General features: G+C 57.4%; 12 protein-coding genes and 2 riboswitches. Of the genes, 7 read left to right on the forward strand and 5 right to left on the reverse strand.

Going from position 1 to position 18124, the window contains the following annotated elements; translation table 11 throughout:
• Positions 1 to 117: 117 nt before the first annotated feature.
• Both NC979_RS12525 and thiC read right to left on the reverse strand, forming a co-directional pair.
• Positions 118 to 1062: a hypothetical protein gene (locus NC979_RS12525; protein WP_190521799.1), complete on the reverse strand. Its 945-nt coding sequence runs from the start codon at positions 1060 to 1062 to the stop codon at positions 118 to 120.
• A 262-nt stretch (positions 1063 to 1324) separates the two neighbouring features.
• Entirely contained in the window at positions 1325 to 2695 is a 1371-nt protein-coding gene (gene thiC / locus NC979_RS12530; RefSeq protein ID WP_190521802.1) for a phosphomethylpyrimidine synthase, read from the reverse strand.
• Positions 2696 to 2872: 177 nt separating this feature from the next.
• A riboswitch (TPP riboswitch) is annotated at positions 2873 to 2969 on the reverse strand.
• Between the two features lie 570 nt (positions 2970 to 3539).
• Between thiC and NC979_RS12535 the strand changes: the two genes are divergently transcribed.
• On the forward strand, positions 3540 to 4040 hold the full coding sequence (locus NC979_RS12535) for a DUF4383 domain-containing protein (RefSeq protein WP_242024127.1): 501 nt from the start codon (positions 3540 to 3542) through the stop codon (positions 4038 to 4040).
• 286 nt (positions 4041 to 4326) lie between these two features.
• Here NC979_RS12535 and NC979_RS12540 read toward each other — a convergent pair whose 3' ends face one another.
• The 3 genes from NC979_RS12540 to egtB form a co-directional block, all read right to left on the reverse strand.
• Positions 4327 to 5859, reverse strand: coding sequence for a sodium:solute symporter family transporter (locus NC979_RS12540; protein ID WP_190521804.1), 1533 nt, complete (start codon positions 5857 to 5859; stop codon positions 4327 to 4329).
• Between the two features lie 188 nt (positions 5860 to 6047).
• Positions 6048 to 6143: riboswitch (TPP riboswitch) on the reverse strand.
• A gap of 181 nt (positions 6144 to 6324) precedes the next feature.
• On the reverse strand, positions 6325 to 7296 hold the full coding sequence (gene egtD / locus NC979_RS12545; protein ID WP_190521805.1) for an L-histidine N(alpha)-methyltransferase: 972 nt from the start codon (positions 7294 to 7296) through the stop codon (positions 6325 to 6327).
• Between the two features lie 181 nt (positions 7297 to 7477).
• The gene (gene egtB, locus NC979_RS12550) at positions 7478 to 8755 is read right to left on the reverse strand and encodes an ergothioneine biosynthesis protein EgtB (RefSeq protein ID WP_242024128.1); all 1278 of its coding nucleotides are present in this window, start codon (positions 8753 to 8755) and stop codon (positions 7478 to 7480) included.
• 541 nt (positions 8756 to 9296) lie between these two features.
• Here egtB and NC979_RS12555 point away from each other — a divergent pair.
• The 6 genes from NC979_RS12555 to NC979_RS12580 all read left to right on the forward strand — a co-directional run bounded on the left by NC979_RS12555 (position 9297) and on the right by NC979_RS12580 (position 18106).
• Entirely contained in the window at positions 9297 to 9647 is a 351-nt protein-coding gene (locus NC979_RS12555) for a DUF760 domain-containing protein (protein WP_347403960.1), read from the forward strand.
• A 188-nt stretch (positions 9648 to 9835) separates the two neighbouring features.
• Positions 9836 to 10930, forward strand: a complete 1095-nt coding sequence (mutY, locus tag NC979_RS12560; RefSeq protein ID WP_190521809.1) for an A/G-specific adenine glycosylase — start codon at positions 9836 to 9838, stop codon at positions 10928 to 10930.
• A 192-nt stretch (positions 10931 to 11122) separates the two neighbouring features.
• Positions 11123 to 13045 (forward strand): DUF3352 domain-containing protein, encoded by a 1923-nt coding sequence (locus NC979_RS12565; RefSeq protein ID WP_242024143.1) that lies wholly within the window; start codon positions 11123 to 11125, stop codon positions 13043 to 13045.
• A 61-nt stretch (positions 13046 to 13106) separates the two neighbouring features.
• The gene (locus tag NC979_RS12570) at positions 13107 to 13910 is read left to right on the forward strand and encodes a WecB/TagA/CpsF family glycosyltransferase (protein WP_190521814.1); all 804 of its coding nucleotides are present in this window, start codon (positions 13107 to 13109) and stop codon (positions 13908 to 13910) included.
• A 126-nt stretch (positions 13911 to 14036) separates the two neighbouring features.
• Positions 14037 to 15503 (forward strand): sugar transferase, encoded by a 1467-nt coding sequence (locus NC979_RS12575; RefSeq protein WP_190521816.1) that lies wholly within the window; start codon positions 14037 to 14039, stop codon positions 15501 to 15503.
• Positions 15500 to 18106: an O-antigen ligase family protein gene (locus tag NC979_RS12580; RefSeq protein WP_190521819.1), complete on the forward strand. Its 2607-nt coding sequence runs from the start codon at positions 15500 to 15502 to the stop codon at positions 18104 to 18106. The genes NC979_RS12575 and NC979_RS12580 overlap by 4 nt, the downstream gene beginning before the upstream one ends.
• Positions 18107 to 18124 lie beyond the last annotated feature (18 nt).

Consider the following 18124-nt stretch of genomic DNA (forward strand, 5'->3'; position numbering starts at 1 on the left):
ACCCTGAGCTGGAGTTGGCATGGACCAAATCCAGTTTTAGCCGTGGAGTTTTGCCCGAAGAAAAACTCCCAGCTCACGCTAGGCGTAGGAGCAAGCGCAAACCTCAAATCTGGGAACTTACAAATAGCGAATCGTCAGCTCTACTGGACGGTCGAATACCAGCCGCTGCACGGTTCCTTTGGTCACGGTGACGCGCTGTTTAGTCGGTGCGGAAGCAGGGGGTAAGGTTGTTTGGGCCAGGCGATGTACCAGATCGTCGTTGGCGGCGACTTGGCGAGTAATGCGCTGAATTGCTCCCGGTAGCTCTGAGGGAGGGATTTGCTGCGCGCTGGCGTTACGCTGCACCACGTCCAGAATGCGGGGCATAGCAGCCATGGCTTGGCTACCGTGGTGCTGGGCTATGGTCTGGGTCGCCTGGCTGACGCTGTGCACTAGCCGCTGACGCTGGGTACGGGTGCCGCCCAGGTGATCAGCCAGAGTGCTGTGCAAACTCAGTCCAGCAATTACTGGAGCCACTGACGGGTTGTCGGGCTCAGCATCGGCCAGATCGAGAAAGGCCTCTAGGGCATCCTGTGGTTCGGCTCTTGAGCGGGCAAGCTGGGCCGCTAGATTGGCCACTGGGGTGATCGCCCGTCCGCTAGCGATCGTCGATTTGGGCGATGTCTTGCGGTGGGTAGAGCGCTGGCCATTCTTTCTAGCTGGGATGGGCTCACTGGCTATCTCTTGCAGCCCCTGGCTCAGCCGCCGCAAGAATGTATCCGTTGAAGGAGCGCTCAAAGCTGCTGCGATCGCCGCTTCAAGAGCATTGGGCAAGCTCCTGACGGCCCCTCTTGTCTGGGCACCCGTTGATAACTCTTGATGAATAGCCTGGTCAAATGAATGGTCTAGATCACTCAAGTGATCGCGGGAGTCGCCATAGTCATCTAGACCCTCTGCAAACGAGTCTTCCCCATCGTACTCATCCTCCGTATCCTCATAGTTATCGTAGAGATCGCGAGTAGATGAAAGGGGCGTTTCTGCAGCCAAGTCATCCATTACATCGCTCTCAAATGGCTGATCCATGGGACACCCTCCAAGGGTTAAACACATTGGCTTAATCACTACGATAGGCCGGTGTTTTAGGGAGCACTAGTCACACAATCTGGTTCACCTAAATCGTGTCCCACAAATGGAGGATGGAGAAATACCTAGGATTGAGTGGGGGTTAGGGAGTGGGAGGGTAAGGGGTGGATGGGTGAGGGGTAGATGGGTGGTTGATTGCTACATTCCCAGATATCCCACTCCCTACCCACTTTACTCTCCCACTCCCTACCCTCCCACCTACTTACACTGTTGCCTTCTCCTTGGCCAAGAACTTCTCTAACTCAGTCAGAGCATCAGCATCGACCTTGGTCTGCATGGGGCAGAATTTGGGGCCGCACATGGAGCAAAACTCGGCGGTTTTGTAGATGTCGGCAGGCAGGGTTTCGTCGTGGTACTCTTTAGCCCGCTCAGGATCCAGCGATAGCTCGAACTGTTTGTTCCAGTCGAAGTTGTAGCGGGCGTGGGACATGGCATCGTCGCGATCGCGCGCTCCTGGTCTGTGCCGGGCAATGTCCGCTGCGTGAGCCGCAATTTTGTAGGCGATTAGCCCCGCCCGCACATCCTCAGCGTTGGGTAGACCCAGGTGCTCCTTCGGCGTCACGTAGCAGAGCATAGCTGCCCCGCTCCAGCCTGCTAGCGCCGCGCCAATGGCAGAACTAATGTGGTCGTAGCCGGCGGCGATGTCGGTGACCAATGGGCCGAGCACGTAGAAGGGCGCTTCGGCGCACTCTTCCATTTGCTTTTTGACGTTGTAGTCGATCTGATCCATCGGTACGTGGCCGGGGCCTTCCACCATTACCTGCACGTTGTGCTCCCACGCTTGGTGGGTGAGCTGGCCCAGGGTTTTGAGTTCGGCCATTTGAGCGGCATCGGTGGCATCGTGCAGGCAGCCGGGGCGAAGCGAATCCCCTAGACTAAAGCTCACGTCATAGCGCTTGAAGATCTCGATAATGTCGTTGAAGTGGGTGTAGAGCGGGTTTTGCTTGTGGTGGTGCAGCATCCAGCGGGCAAGAATGCCGCCGCCGCGCGAGACAATGCCGGTGATGCGATCGCGTACCAAGGGCAAGTGCTCAATCAAAATTCCGGCGTGGATGGTCTGGTAATCGACCCCCTGCTGGGCGTGCTTCTCGATGATGTGGAGAAAGTCATCGGCGGTGAGGTTTTCGATGTTGCCGTGGACGCTCTCTAGGGCCTGATACACCGGCACTGTGCCGATTGGAATTGTCGAGGCATTAATGATGGCGGTGCGAATGGCATCGAGATCGCCGCCTCCGGTCGAAAGATCCATCAAGGTGTCGGCCCCGTACTTCACCGCCAGGTGAAGCTTGGCTACTTCTTCATTGATATCCGACGAGTTGGGCGACGCGCCGATGTTGGCATTCACCTTGCACTTCGAGGCGATGCCGATTGCCATCGGTTCCAAGTTTGGGTGATTGATGTTGGCCGGGATGATCATGCGGCCCCGCGCCACCTCATTGCGGATCAGGTCGGCGGGTAGGTTCTCCCGCTTTGCCACGTAGGCCATTTCTTCGGTGATGATGCCTTGGCGAGCGTAGTGCATTTGGGACACGTTGGTGTGACCTTGGCGCTTGGCGATCCATTCAGTTCTCATGGTTTACCTCTGATGTGGCGCTAGAGGGATTGCCTGATGAATCACGTCGGGTTAAGTGAGGATGAGTTTGACCGAAAAAGGTGGAGCAATCGCAGGCAAAGCTCAGCAATCTGCTGAATCTTCACCTAATCCCTGGCATAGTGCCAGAACGTTCAATTTATCCGTCGTTTCGGTTGGTAACCTCAAGCAACGCTTTCCTCCGCTGGTATTAACCAGGTCAGGTTCTGAGGGTATGATCTCAGTCCGATGCGATCGGACACCCCTAGCTTGCTGGCATCGTACCACCGATATTTAAGGGCAGCGCGAATTAGTTACGGTTCCTCACAGAGCGCGCCACCCCCCTACTGTCAGGACACAGAGGGCCTAGGGAAAACGAAAAAGGCTCTTTACAACGAGTTTTCGTCAACCTGAACTGCCCTAATTATTGTTTGCTGGCTATAGCTAGTTTTGTAGGTTATCTATGACGAATTTCAACGAGTAAGCAGCTAAGTATAGCAATTAGAGCCGTTCACTAGCTTTAGGTATTCCTACAGATAGGTAAAGCGTTCCCCAACTTAGTTCTTCAGGGAGAGGAAGGGGCATCGCGCAGTTTCTATGATGCACCTAGTGCCACCGTAATCTTTTTCATCGAGAGTAGTGACGCTACTAGCTGAGACCATGAAGTCTCTCTGAGCATAGAGTTCGAAAGAATAGAAAGGCCTGCTACTACAAGCAGCAACCAGTCGAGTTCTACAGTCTAGATAGTTAACAGCATTATGGTCTAGGAATATAGCTAACGCTTTTATTTGCTAATGATAGACAACGCTGTTTTTACGAAAAATTTTGTCGCAAGGAGTATCTTGATATGAACAGCATGAATAGTGAACAAAAATGTGCATTAGCACTGGGAATCATCTTTACCTTTTTAGGAATTGCTGGTTTCATTCCCGCTCTTATCAACCTGCCTGGCGGAGGAATGGGAGCTAGTGTACCGGTAGACACAAGCGCAATTCCAGTTAGCGGTGGGCCTACTTACATAGCTGCTTACCTAAGAGGTTTTGGCTATTTGTTTGGGCTCTTCCCGACTAACCTACTTCACAACATGGTTCACTTAGCCATCGGTGGTTTTGGTCTGTTTTCGGCTACGGGTAAGGAAGGGGCATTTAGATACAATCGATTCTTTGCTATTAGCTATTTGCTGCTTGCCGTTATGGGGTTGATTCCGCTCTCAAATACCCTCTTTGGTATCATGCCCATCTTTGGCAACAACGTTTGGTTCAACGCTGTAACAGGGGCGATCGCGGCTTACTTCGCCTTCGTCTGGCATCCTAGCCATCCCGAATCGACAGCTCCTTCTACTCAATAGTCGTTTAATAGCTTTGCTATTGGCTGGCGCTATAAATTGACTCTATAGACGTCAGGTTTTGCCCTAAGCGCACGGTTGATTTTTGACCGTGCGCTTATTTAGTTCTCAGCTGTCGCTTACCGCAAGGCTTAGATTAATCCTGTTTACGAGCTGCGGGCTCAATGTCTCGGTCTTGAAGACGACTGATAACGAAATCGATTTGGTAAACCCCGATCCATAATCAGGAACCCCGTAGGGGCGTAGCATGCTACGCCCCTACGGGGTTCATTCGGAATTTGGTTGAGACCTATAGCAGTGGATCATTCGCCTGGCGCTGTGTATCGGTCAAACCATCAGCCGCAAGCGTATTGTTTTCCCCGTAAGCGCGGATGTCGCGGCTGAGAATGCCGAAGTCGAAGACCTCCGTCTTACCGCTCTGGGCTTTAATCTGGATCCATATCAGGCAGACTAGCGTCGATACCACGACGGGGGCGGCAAAGCTAACCAGCAGATCGCCTGCAAAGGGTAGACCGTTCCAGGGGCTGAAGTCGGGTCGGGGGAAGAATAGAGCACCCGTTGCGATCGCCACTACTGCACTCCAAAACGCCATCGTTCCCGTCAACCGTCGCGAATATAGGCCAAACAGCACCGGAAATACTGCTCCGGCGCAAATCAAGTCGGCCAGCAAAAACAGGTACAGCACGTTGTATCCCTGAGAGGCAATCAGAATGGCGGGAATGCCGATTAGCACGGTTAGAATGCGCGAGGCCCGCAAAATGCCCGCCGTGGGCGTGGTCGGCATCAGCCGCACCAAATCGAGGGTAAAAACACTCGCGATGCCGTTCAGTAGTGCACTCAGGGTACTCATCACCAGGGCTAGCACCAGCAGCAAAATGCCCATGCCCACCCAGGTAGGCAGCTCCAAGGCCTGAACCAGCGAGAAAAAGGCGCGATCGTCGTTGAAGCCAAAGTGCATAGCCAAGATGCCCAGCATCCCTGCGAGCAACAGCATGGGCCAAATGACTAAAGACGACCCTAGAAAAGACCGCCGCACAACGGTGTTGGTTTTGCAGGCATAGACCCGTTGCCAGTTGCCCTGGTTAAACATTTCGGCTGCAATCACGGCGATCACCAGGGTGGCGCCAAACTTAATGCCGGGGCCGTTAGCTAGGCTCAGCAGTTCTGGCGCAGACTGGGTCACGGGGGCGATCGCATTCCCCCATCCTCCTAGGGCAACTACCGCTACGCCAAAGCTGAGCAGCAGCAGCGGCACGATCACCACAAACTGCAGGGCATCGGTAAAGATAGACGCCTCTAGCCCGCCGACAACGGTGTAGATGAAGACCCCGGTAATGACGAGCAGGGCAGTTAACCAGAGGGGCACCCCGGCCATCAGTTCGACCGCTTTGGCGATCGCCGTCAGCTCCGCCGCCAGGTAAATGAACATGTAAAACACCCCAATGCCCAGGGTCAGCAAGTACATGGCCTGGCCATAGCGGTGAAGCACGTACTCATTCAGCGAGTGACCGTTGGGCATCAAAAACCGCATGCGGGTGCCCAGAAATGCCAGCATTGCCGCTGGGGTAGCCTGCCCAATGCAGTAGCCCACAATGCCCGCAATGCCGCTGGTGGCTCCCACCTCGGGTGGGCTAAATAAAATCCAAGCGCCTACGGCCGAGGCGACGATGGTCGCTAAGGCCATGCCGGTGCCCACCCGGTTACGGCTCACCACGTAATCTTCTAAGGTGATGGTGTGGCGGCTCGCTTGCAGCAAACCCAGCAGGGTAAAGCTAGCCACGGTTACTAAGATGACAGCGATCGCTGTGGCACCAATGGTCATAGAAACGCACCTCACAAACAACGGTGTGGCGCTAGAGGGCGTTCCTGGGCGGGTCGTTGGGTAAGTGAGGACGGGTGAAATCGAACGCTACAAAGCTACAGCTAGTGAGCATCAGTTTTATGCTGACACCTCAACTAATTGTTCTAGAACACTTTCTAGAACACCTATAGGCTCGTCGTTTCGGTCTGTGACCTCAAGCAACGCTTTCCTCCGCTGGTATCAACCAGGTCAGGTTCTGAGGGTATGATCTCAGTCCAATTGCTCGGACACCCCTAGCTTGATAGCATCCTACCACTGGTGTTTGCAGCAAGCGCAAATGGGTTACAGTTCCGCAGCGCTTGCCCGCAGGAAAATTCCATTTTTGTCGCCAAATGCTGTTCAAAAACGGATTTACTGTCCCTTTGAGGGAGCTACAGAGCGCATCTCTGACCTCAAAAACCGGGGGATTTAACTCAGACTCTAGTCCTATATTTGTTTTAAGTGGTGCAGGCTAAAGAGCTGATTCTCATCCGTCCAAACCTGTACTGGCTTGAAACCCGCTTCCATCGCCAAAAGCTGAAACTCATCCACCGTGTATTTATAGGAGTGCTCAGTACGCAGGGTTTCGCCCTGGCGAAAGGAAATCTCGGCATCGCCCAGGCGCACGGTTTGGTCGCAGAGGCTGGCGATCGCCATCTCAATCCGTCCCTGGGACTCGTTGTAGTGCGCCCGATACTCAAACTGGGACAGGTCAAAATCGGCCTCCAGTTCTCGGTTGATCCTCTCCAGCACATTTAGGGCGAAGGCTGCTGAAACCCCTTGGGCATCGTCGTAGGCGGGTTCGAGAATGGCGGCAGATTTCTTTAGATCTACGCCAACAATCAAGTCACCCAGCACCGCCACGGTTTTGAGGAAAGTGATCACCTCGGCAGGCTCCAGATTGCCAATGGAAGAACCGGGAAAAAAGCCGATGGTGGGGCGATTCTGTAGCTCAGGGATGGCGGCGATGGGCAGGGGTTGAGTGTAGTCAGCACAGACGGCGATCGCATCCAATCCACCAAAATCCTGCATCAGCGCCGCGCAGGCCTCCTGCAAGTGCTGCCGCGAAATGTCTACCCCCACATAGGTCGTCACCTGAGGGGCAGCGCCCAGCAAAATGCGAATCTTCTGGCTACTGCCGCTGCCCAGTTCAACCAAGACGCGGTGATCTAGAGCCGCCGCAATATCCTCCGCATGGGCACGCAAAATAGCCATCTCGGTGCGGGTGAGGTAATACTCCGGCAGCTGACAGATGGCATCAAACAGCTCAGACCCCCGCTTGTCGTAGAGAAACTTAGGAGAAAGCGTCTTTTGCGGCTGACTCAGACCCCGCAGCACTGCGCCGCGAAAATCTTCCACTGGCGGATGAAAGTCGTAGAGCTTGACGGGAGAGGGCTTGGTTTGGGAGGTGGGGGGCATGGGGAGTGGGTGAGTAGGGGAGTGGATGAGTGGGAGGGTGGATGGGTGGATGAGTGGGAGGGTGGATGGGTGGATGAGTGGGAGGGTGGATGGGTGGATGAGTGGGAGGGTGGATGCGATGCTGGCGTGAAACTTACCCGCCTACCCACCTACTCGCATACCCGCCTACCCATCCACCCATCTACCCATCCACTCCCTTCGCTAGCCGCAGGCCGCTAAACTGCCACCGGGCGCTGGGGGGAAAGAAATTGCGGTAGCTGGGGCGAATGTGGTCGGGCGGAGTCACGCAGGATCCACCGCGTAGCACCATTTGGTTGCACATAAACTTGCCGTTGTATTCTCCCACGGCGCCAGGGGCGGGGCGAAAGCCGGGGTAGGGCAGGTAGGCGCTCTGGGTCCATTCCCACACATCGCCGTAGAGCTGCTGAAGTTTCTGGGATTTCGATGCGGGTTGCGGGTGCAGATGGTCGGCGGCGAGGAGATTGCCTTGGATAGAAACTCCTGAGGCAGCGACTTCCCATTCGGCTTCGGTGGGGAGGCGATCGCCCCGCCACTGGGCAAAGGCATCGGCCTCAAAGTAGCTGAGGTGGCATACAGGTGCCGCTGGGTTCACGGGCTGCATGCCGCCCAGCGTAAACACCCACCACTCCCCGTCGCGCTGCTCCCAGTACAGAGGTGCTTGCCAGCCTTCGCTCTGCACCATGCCCCAGCCCTCAGCGAGCCAGTGGGCAGCGGTCTGGTAGCCTTTGTCAGCAATAAATTCTAGATATTCGCCGTTGGTGACGAGGCGGTTGGCCAGGGCAAAATCTTGGAGATAGACCCGATGGGCTGGGCTTTCGTTGTCAAAGGCAAACCCAGAAGATTGATGGCCAAGGTCATAGAGGCCGCCGCGAAAATCCACGAATGCCAGCGGTGTTAGGGGTTGAACCTGTCCCAAGGCGACGTCTGAACGGTAGACCGGGCGCAGGGGATTGATTGCTAGGTTGTATTTGAGGTCGGTGAGGATGAGTTCTTGGTGTTGCTGCTCGTGGTGCAGCCCGAGGGTGGTCAGTTCTGCCACGGCGGGATGGTCGGCGCGATGGCCCTCTCGGGCCGGTCCTTGACCATCGCACAGTAGCCTTTCCATTGCTGCATCTACATGGGCGCGATATTCGTAGACCTCTTTTACTGTGGGGCGCGACAGCAGGCCGCGCTGAGGTCGAGGATGGCGATCGCCCACTGCCTCATAGTAGGAGTTAAACAAGTAGCCGTAGCCGGGGTGAAATTCTCGGTAGCCTGCGAGGTGGGGGCGCAGCAGAAAGGTCTCAAAAAACCAGCTAGTGTGGGCTAGATGCCACTTAGGAGGACTGACATCAGCCATGCTCTGTACGCCATAGTCTTCAATCTCAAGCGGTTCACAGAGGGTCTCGCTGAGGTGGCGCACAGCCCAATATTGAGCAACCAAATCAGTGGCGGTCAAGGAGACGTCTAGAGGTGGTGCAAGGGGTGAAGAAAGCGTCATTTTGGGGATTTTGGGGGATATTGCTGGCAATTGTGACAGATAGCACTCGCCACAAAATGATGACTACCTTAACGTGTCTGAAAACTTCCTGAGAGTATTTCGGCTCTAGCCTCATTCCAAACCATGCTCTACTGAACGGTTGGTTTCAGTAACCTGGGCTAGGATTCTCAGTTAGATGGAATACCCGTGGAAAGTCTTGCTTCAGCTTGAACCCTAGGGTTGACCCAAACATCTATCTATGGAGAAACATCCCATGGCCGTTTCAGGGCAAAACCTCTCCACGAGTGGTACGGTTCTGCCTACCCAACAACAAAACCTAGCCTGTTAACTTAGTTACATGGGTTTCAGGAATGACTGAGCGACTCCATGTAGATAGTCAACAGTGACGTAAACAACAAAAAGTTAGGGTTCTAATCCCAATGGGGAACAATAACCCTATCCAGCTCAATTCGATAAACCCAGGCCGCACGCACACTGCTAGCCAAGCGAGGTATCTCCTGTGAGCAATTCTTCCGGTAAAGCCCAAGACCTTTTCAACGGCTTCAAAAACTCCTCTGAGCATCCCAACTCCCTCATGCAGTACGTCCATGGCATGAGCCCTGAGACGATTGCCCAGCTCTCTAATCCTGCCTCTACTGAAGTGCAGCAGATGATGGAACACAACATTATCGGCTTGCTCGGTGGGCTGCCGTCTCAGCACTTTGACGTAGAAATCACCACCAACCGCGAAAACCTGGGTCGTCTGCTGGCCTCTGCTATGATGAGCGGGTATTTTCTGCGGGGTGCCGAACAGCGCATGGCCTTCGAGGACTCGCTGATGTCGGCCGAATCTGTCCCTGAGATTGAGTGAGCCATAGTCAACCACCCGTCCCAGCGAATCAGCCAAGTTTCAATTCCTCCTTTGGCCATCGCCGTTCTACCGCGCGCGATACTGAGGGTTCTTACACAACGAGCAAAAGGAGGGTTCTAAACCAGTCCCCCCTTTCCCCTAATCCGGCCCTGGCGACTCTGCCCTGGCCGGATTTTCCTGTTGAGGCGTTGCGGGCAGAGCTGTTGGCTTGGTATGGCGACTGTGGCCGCACCCTGCCCTGGCGCAATATCGACAACCCCTACGCCATTTGGATCTCGGAGATCATGCTCCAGCAGACCCAGGTGAAGACGGTACTGCCCTACTACCAGCGGTGGCTAGAGCAGTTCCCCACTGTGGAGGCGCTGGCCGCTGCCGATCAGCAAACGGTGCTCAAAGCCTGGGAGGGGTTGGGCTATTACGCCCGCGCCCGCAACCTACACCAGGCCGCCCAACGCATTGTGGCCGAGCACAATGGCGAAATTCCCAAGGATTTTGACACCATCACTACGCTGCCCGGCATTGGCAAAACCACGGCGGGGGGCATTCTCAGCTCAGCCTTTAACCTGCCCCACGCCATTCTCGACGGCAATGTGAAGCGGGTGCTGGCCCGGCTGGTGGCGCTGCCGGTGCCCCCAGCCAGAGCGCTCAAGGATCTTTGGCAACTCTCAGAAGTTTTGCTAGATCCGACGAACCCCCGCGACTTTAACCAGGCGTTGATGGATCTGGGCGCAACCCTGTGTACGCGGCGCAATCCGCAGTGCGATCGCTGCCCCTGGCAGGCCCACTGCCAAGCCTATAATCGCAATATTCAATCGGAGCTGCCCATGTCAGAAACCAAAGGCCCCCTGCCCCATAAGCAAATCGGCGTCGCTGTGATTTGGAATGGGCAAGACCAAATTCTGATCGATCGCCGCAAGCAAGAAGGGCTTCTGGGCGGGCTGTGGGAGTTCCCAGGCGGCAAAATCGAGCCCGGCGAGACAATCGAGGACTGTATCGCGCGAGAAATTCAGGAAGAACTGGGGATTGAAATTGCGGTAGGCGATCGCCTCTGCACTGTCACTCATGCCTATTCGCACTTTAAAGTCACCCTCAACGTGCACCACTGCACCCATCTAAGCGGCGAGCCCCAACCGATCGAGTGCGACGAGGTGCGCTGGGTCACCCTAGACACCATTGAGGAATACCCCTTTCCCAAAGCCAACATCCACATCATTAATGCTCTACGGGCCTACGCGGCGGGGCAAACACCCTTGGATGTGGTCGAAACTGCGCCTTTAACGTAAATAAACCGCCATAGTTTACAGACATCGCTCTTTTCCTCGGTTTTGATAGAAAAGATTGTGTGGAGCGCTGTGGCTATGGGCACTGGGAATCAGGGATTGGGTTGGGGCAAGTGGGCGCAATGGTCGAGGATTTTTCCTCTGGGGCAAAGGCTCACCTTGGGTTTGATCGGCTCCACACTGACCGTGAGTACCATGCCGCCCCTGGCTACCCACGCCGCCGAACCCGAAGCTTGGCAGCACCTGCCCAACAACACCGCCCTAGTGCTGCTGATCGACACGACCACCGACACCTGGGGGCAGCTCAGCCAGTACCAGCTCTTCAAGCTGTTGGACGAGGAACAGGGATTGACTCCAGCCCTACCGGGGTTGCCCTACCTGCCCTACGGAATTGACTTTGACAGCGAAGTGGCTCCGTGGATTGGCGACACGGCTGTGGTGGCTCTGCTGCCGGTACAGCCTGGGGAGACGACAACGATTGCCGATGCCTCGATCATGGTGGCCCCGGTCGCTAACGCTGAGGCCTTTGCCGCCTTTCGCGATACCTTTTTTGAGCTGCAAGGTGAGGCCCCTGAGATTACCTCCGCTTTGGGCACCGAGATTTACTTTTGGCCCACCCCTGACTTCGACGACTGGTCTGAGCCAGTCATTCCTGAAACCTTTGCCCCTACTGAAACTGACCCCTGCGATTGGGAATCTGACGACTGGGAGTCTGAGCCGGATCTAGAAGTTCTAGACGGTCCTAGCCCCGACATGGGGGAGACCGAGGTTGTGCCCCTCAAGTCCTACCCTGCGCCGACGCAAATTCTGCGCTTTAACGAAGCCGTGGGGCTACCTCTCACCGTCAAATCTTTCCACGAAGAGGAGGAGTTTGAGGTCGAGGTGCCGGTGCCCCTGCCGGAGTTTGGCCCCAGTGGGTTGGCTGTGGCCTTTCTGCCCGATGCCCTGATTACGGCAGAAAACCCCGCCGCCCTTGAGCAATATCTGCGTCTGCGCCAGAGCGAAGCCCAAAACTCCCTCGGCGATAGCCGAGAGTTTCAGCGCACCTTGGCCAATCGACAGCGCACCCAGGCGCTCTTTGCCGTCTACGGCAACGCCCTTGAGTTGCTGAACTATGACCTCTCGGCAACCACCCTACCCGCCGCCGAGCTGCCGCTGCCTTTCCCCACGCCCCCCACTAGCCTGGATGACGAGACGCTGCAAACCCTGCGATCGCTCAACTTTGGCGGCACCCTAGAGGCGCTGGTGTACCCCATGGCTACCGGCATGCAGTTTCGGGGCCGCTACTACTACGATGCGGTGCCGTTTACCTTTGGCCTCACCCCCACGGTGGCCAATGCCGACAGCCCCCTAGAGCTACTGCCCGCCTCGACCTTTGTAGTCATGAGCGGTCGCAACATTGCGGGCTTTTGGCGCACTGTGGCCAGCATTTTGGATCAGGCTAGCGACTTTACCCGAGACGGGCTCGCCACGGTGCGCGCTGGGTTTACCCTCTTCACCGGACTTGATCTGGACGACGATGTCTTCGGCTGGATGGATGGGGAATATGCGATCGCCGCCTTCCCCGCCGAGGGTGGCCCCTTGCAATATGTGGGGCTAGGGCTGCTGCTGCAAACGAGCGCTCGCCCCACCGCCGACCGCACTCTAGCAGCAGTGGATGACCTGCTGCCCAACGTTGGCTTGACCGTCAACCCCAGAACCGTCAACCAACGGCTCGCCACCAGCTGGGAGCTATTTTCTAGCTTGAGCGGTGACTACGTGCCCGACCTCAGCGTGGGTAGCCACGGCTGGGTCACCGACGATACTCTGGCGATCACCTCTGGCGCGGTGCCGATGGCGAGTGTTTTGGCCCCCTCGCCCCACGACCCCCTCGCTGACTTTTTCCTGTTTGACGAGGCAACAGCGACCTTTCCCACTCCCAACGACGGCTACTTTTATTTGAATGTGGGCGCGACCTTGGCCCTGGCCTACGAGGTATTTGGCTTCCATGACGACCCTAGTTTCAATGTCGCCAAACCCTATCTCGGCAGCCTGCGCAGCCTCAGCGCCACCACCGCCCTCACGGCCAACCACATGGAGCTTCAGGGCCAGCTCGGCCTCGCTCCCCGCAGAGATTAAGGGGTAAAGAGGGCCAAATCCCAAGCCTCGCTAGAATAGGTGCCATGCAAGGGTCACTACTATGACGGAGCCAGTGCTTCAGGCTAGGCGCATTCTTAAAACTCGGGTGGATGCCACCAGCTACACCGATGCCTGCGATCGCATTCAGACCTGGGCCACCACCGGGCGATCATGCTACGTAGTCGCCGCCAACGTCCACGTCGTGATGACCGCCTATTGGGATGCTCAATACCAGCGCATTCTCGAGGATGCGGCCCTAGTCACTTCCGACGGCATGCCCCTAGTGATGGGGCTGCGGCTGCTGGGGGTGTCCGGCCAGAGCCGGGTGTATGGGCCGGATTTGATGCTGGCCTGGTGCGATCGCGCTGCCCACTTAGGTCTGCCCATCTACCTCTATGGCGGCACTGTCCCCATGCTGGAGAAGATGGCCACTTCCTTGCAGCAGCAATTTCCCGGCCTGTCCATTGTGGGCACCCATGCCCCACCCTTTCGCCCGCTCTCAGCCGAAGAAGCCGCTGCCGATGTGGCGCGCATCAACCAGTCGGGGGCGCGGGTGGTGTTTGTCGGCCTAGGCTGCCCCAAGCAAGAGCAGTGGATGCACCGCTACCAGGGCCAGGTCAACGCTGTGATGATCGGCGTTGGGGCTGCCTTTAGCTTCTTTAGTGGTGATGTCTCCCAGGCTCCCCGGTGGATGATGCGCCTGGGCCTGGAGTGGCTTTACCGCTTTGGCCAAGAACCCCGCCGCCTGTGGCAGCGCTATTTAGTGAACAACCCTATGTTTGTAATCTTGTTTGGGGCGCAGGTAGCTAAGTATAGGTTGTGGGGAGCGCGGGACAACGAAAAGGGTTCAGGATTTAAGGTTTAGGGTTCACGGTTGGTCTATACCCTTAAACCCTGGACCTTGCGCCTTAAACCCATCCTCCAATGATGGATTCTCAGCACAATTGCGGAATACTAGGGCAACCTCATCCCTATGCGTCTGCCCCCTGCTATGGATTGTCATCGTGCCGTACCCGCCGTGATGCAACAGCGGCCCCGCTACCGTCAAGATCTTCGCGCCCCCCGCAGGCTCAGGCTTCAGCTGCGCGACGCCTTTACTGGGCCTGGGCGGCGGGGGCTGGTGCTTCTGGCTACGGATATTCTTTCCCTAGGGCTGTCGTGGCACATTGCGCGATCGCTCAATCAGTTTTTCTCCCCAATTCCGGCCCAGCTCGTATGGTGGACCTGGCTGGGGCTGCCCAGTCCGTTTTGGGTGCTGGTGGCCTGTGCTGTGGGGCTATTTGCCTACGGCGGCCTCTACGACACTAATTCCCAGGGGCAAAAGCACCTGCGGGCAGGCAAGCTGCTCAGCCTGGTGTACCTGAGCGCGCTGGTGTTGATGTACTTCTACGACCCCAAGCTGGATTTGCCGCGATCGCTCTTTTTCTCGGCTTGGCTCAGCGGGGTGGGGCTGGTGGTGGGGCTACGGCTAGTGGCAACGCTGCTGCTGCGCCCCCTCACTCAGGCCAAGGTGCCCTCCTCAGTCTTTTTGATTGCCCCAGCCCCCCGGCTCAAGCGCCTGGCTGACGTGCTCTCTCAGCGGGCCAAGGTGCCGGTCATTGGGGCAGCCCTGGCTACTACTGCCAATTCTGCCACCACCTATCAGGCGATTTTGGCCTCCGGGGCCACCCTGGTGCTGGCCGAAAGCATTCCCTCCGCCGACCTAGCTTCTGAGCTGTACTGGAAGCTGCGGCGGGCGGGTATCGCCATGCAGCTGCTCCCCACCAGCCGCGACATGCTCTATCGCCGGGGCACCCCCGAAACTGTGGCTGGCCTTCCCACCCTACGCCTTGATGCCCCCCTGATGGGCGGCTGGGACTACCGCTTCAAGCGCTGGATGGATTACCTGGGGGCAGGCCTAGGCGTGATCGCCCTGGGGCCGGTGCTGCTGGGCATCGCTTTGGCCATTCGCCTCGACTCAACTGGACCGATATTCTTTCGTCAGGAGCGGGTGGGTCTGCACGGCAACATCTTCCAGGTGTGGAAGTTTCGCACCATGGTGGTCGATGCGCCTCGGCTTCAGGCCGAGCTAGAGCAGCACAACGAGTCGGCGGATGGGGTGCTGTTCAAGGTCAAGCACGATCCGCGCATTACGCGGGTAGGTCGCTTGCTGCGTCGCACTAGTCTTGATGAGTTACCCCAGTTGTTTAACGTGCTCTGCGGCCAGATGAGCTTGGTGGGGCCGCGCCCGTTGCCGGTGCGCGATGTGGCCAAGTTCGACGGTTGGCACAACATTCGTCATCAGGTGCTGCCGGGGGTGACGGGGCTATGGCAAATTTCGGGTCGTTCTGACATCGACACTTTTGACGATGTGGCCCGCCTTGACTTGCACTACATCGACAACTGGTCGCTGAATTTGGATCTAGAAATTCTCACCGCCACCCTAGGAATTGTGCTCTGGGGCAAGGGGGCCTATTGACCGCCGATTCTTCCCCACCACTAGGGGCAACCGATGCTGGCGATGCAGAGGACTCAGGGATAAACCATCGTCGAAATTGGGCTAGCCAAAAGCCGGGACTATGGCTAGTTGGAGGACTGGTGTTACTTACCTTTAGCTGGCTGCCTCTGAGCTACTACCGCATGGTGGGCTGGGCCTGGATTTTGCTATGGCAGGCGGGCAGCATGGCGCTGTTGGTGGGGCTGTGGCGTCGGCTGCGCTGCCCAGAGCCTTTGAGAACTGATGCAGAGCGAGAATCTAGCTCAGAACCAGGACGGGCATTCTATGCCTTGGGCTACGGGCTAGATTGCGTGGCGCTGGGAATGGGCATTGTCCTGGCCTTGTCGGCCTTGGTGTCACCGTTTCCCCGAGTGGCGCTGTGGAATGTGAGCCTGGTAGTGACCTACGTTGCGGTGCTGTACTTCTACCGCAACGTGGTCGATCGCAGCTGGCTGAGTCGCCTGCGGCTGTGGTGGGGTCTGGTCGTGGTGGCAGCGGGGGCCGCAGTGGTAAGCCTGGCCCTATGGCGGCCCGACAACGCCATGTGGGCGGCAGATAGCTTTCTAACGGCGCTGCGCAACCATCAGCCCCTCGGGCACCACAATTTTGTGGGGGGCTATTTTGTACTGATGCTGCCTCTGGCAGTGGCGGCGGTGGTGGCCACAACGGGCTGGCTGCGAGGCATCTGGATAGCTTCCGCCGGACTGATCTTGGTGGCATCATACGTCAGTGGGTCGCGGGGAGCAGCGCTAGGGTTGGTGGTATGGCTGCTAGTCACTTGGCTGAGCCGCTTTAGATACCTCAAACCCTCCCAACGCTGGCGCTGGGGTTTGGCTGGGTTGGGGGGAGCCGTGGCTCTAGGATTGGCTCTGGCCAGCAATCCTCGCATTCGTGCCTGGTTTAGCGCGGGCGGCATGACCGACGGCCCCACCCTCGATCGCTGGTTTATGCTGCGATTGGGCGGCAACATTCTGCGCGATCGCCCTCTGTTTGGCGTTGGCCCCGGTGTCATGAGTCGGGTGTCAAACCTCTACCGCCCGATTGAAACGGGGGCGGGCCTGGAGCACATTCAGCAGCTCCACAACACTCCGGTGCAGATCGCGGGAGAGCTAGGACTAGTCGGGTTAGGGATATTTCTAGCTGGAATTGTGCTGATTCTGCGATTGTGGATTCGGCTTTGGCGGCAGCCACTTGAAGCCACAGATCGAGCGCTACTGGGGGGCATTGGCGGCAGCCTGCTGGCCTATGGAGTCTCTAGCCTGACCGATTACCAGCTGGAGAATATCCCCATTGCGGGCGCGCTGCTGGGGATCGTCGTGCTGCTGCTGCCGTTAGGCGATCGCTATCTACCCATGGCCACACCTTTGGGAGGGGATGCTAGACGGCGATCACGTCTGGCGGTTTCTCTATGGCTGGGGCTGCTGCTGACGATCTGGTTGCCCTTTACCCTTACCGTGGCCTACAGTGCTTTGGCCGACAGAGCATTCTACAACCAGCGGCTCAACTTAGCCGACACGCGCTGGTACAAAGCCTATCGGCTGAGCCCATGGGATCCGAGCGCCTCGGCAGTGGCCACTGAAGCGCTGTGGGGTCTCGACCAGGTGTTAAGCAGCTCTGACGCTGAAGATAATGTGCGATCGCTGCTGCTCGACTACGCCCATCAGGCCCAACAAGCTGCCCCCAACGATGCCTGGTTTAACCACAATCTAGCCGTTTTACACCAGACTACTGACCCGGCAACCGCTCTGCCCTACGCCGCCCGTGCCGTGCAGCTCATGCCGCGCCACCGCCACTACGGCTACTGGCTATTGGGCGATCTGCTGCTGAAGACGGGGAATGAAGCGGGTGCGATCGCCGCCTTCACCCTAGAAGCCCTGGTTAACCCCGCCGCGCTGATCTATCCCCAGTGGAAAGCCGCGCCATATCAGGCAGTTTATGCCTCTGTGGTGCAGGCTACCCTCGCCGAATACGATGCCCTACTTGCCGAAGTTGCTCCTGGCGAGGCAGGCTTTGCCACCCTTTACGAAACCCGCGCCCTACTCGCCTGGTGGAGCGAGCAACCCCTCGTAGAAGTCGATCCCAGCTTGCTGCGGCCGGTGGTCTCGGGGTTGCTGCTAGCCGACTCTGACCCCGATGCGGCTCTGAAGGCGATCGCGCCCCACCTGCGCCTAGGGCAGCCGCCCTCTGAGCTACGGCTGCTCGCCGCCTGGCTTGACCCCAATACCTATTCCGCTAGCTCCGCCCCGCTCCAAGGTGCCCCACCCGACCGAGACACCTTGCTCATCCAAGAAAGCCTTGGAATCGAACCTCTGCGCCTATGGCTTACCGCCGTCGTCACAAACCCAGAAGAGGGCTATCGAGGGTCGCTCACCTTTGCCTACCGCAACTACCAGGCCAAACAAATTACCCTCATGCTGGCGCCGCAAAACCTCCAGCGCTATACCCTAGTAGCCAAGCTCAACCTCTTTCCTTCCTGGCCAAGGGAATTTCCACCCCTCGATCGCCGCATCGAAACTCTGTGCACCGAGGCCCTGGGGCTACCCCACCCCACCCACAACCACTTTCGCCTCTCAAATTTAGATTAGTCTGACGAACAGCCCGCC

This window comes from Leptolyngbya subtilissima AS-A7, assembly GCF_039962255.1.
Classification (GTDB): Bacteria; Cyanobacteriota; Cyanobacteriia; order Phormidesmidales; family Phormidesmidaceae; genus Nodosilinea.

Coding starts and splice junctions, on each gene's coding strand:
- NC979_RS12525 (WP_190521799.1), bottom strand. CDS start 1,062: ATGGATCAGCCATTTGAGAGCGATGTAATGGATGACTTGGCTGCAGAA.
- thiC (WP_190521802.1), bottom strand. CDS start 2,695: ATGAGAACTGAATGGATCGCCAAGCGCCAAGGTCACACCAACGTGTCC.
- NC979_RS12535 (WP_242024127.1), top strand. CDS start 3,540: ATGAACAGCATGAATAGTGAACAAAAATGTGCATTAGCACTGGGAATC.
- NC979_RS12540 (WP_190521804.1), bottom strand. CDS start 5,859: ATGACCATTGGTGCCACAGCGATCGCTGTCATCTTAGTAACCGTGGCT.
- egtD (WP_190521805.1), bottom strand. CDS start 7,296: ATGCCCCCCACCTCCCAAACCAAGCCCTCTCCCGTCAAGCTCTACGAC.
- NC979_RS12565 (WP_242024143.1), top strand. CDS start 11,123: ATGCCGCCCCTGGCTACCCACGCCGCCGAACCCGAAGCTTGGCAGCAC.
- NC979_RS12570 (WP_190521814.1), top strand. CDS start 13,107: ATGACGGAGCCAGTGCTTCAGGCTAGGCGCATTCTTAAAACTCGGGTG.
- NC979_RS12575 (WP_190521816.1), top strand. CDS start 14,037: ATGGATTGTCATCGTGCCGTACCCGCCGTGATGCAACAGCGGCCCCGC.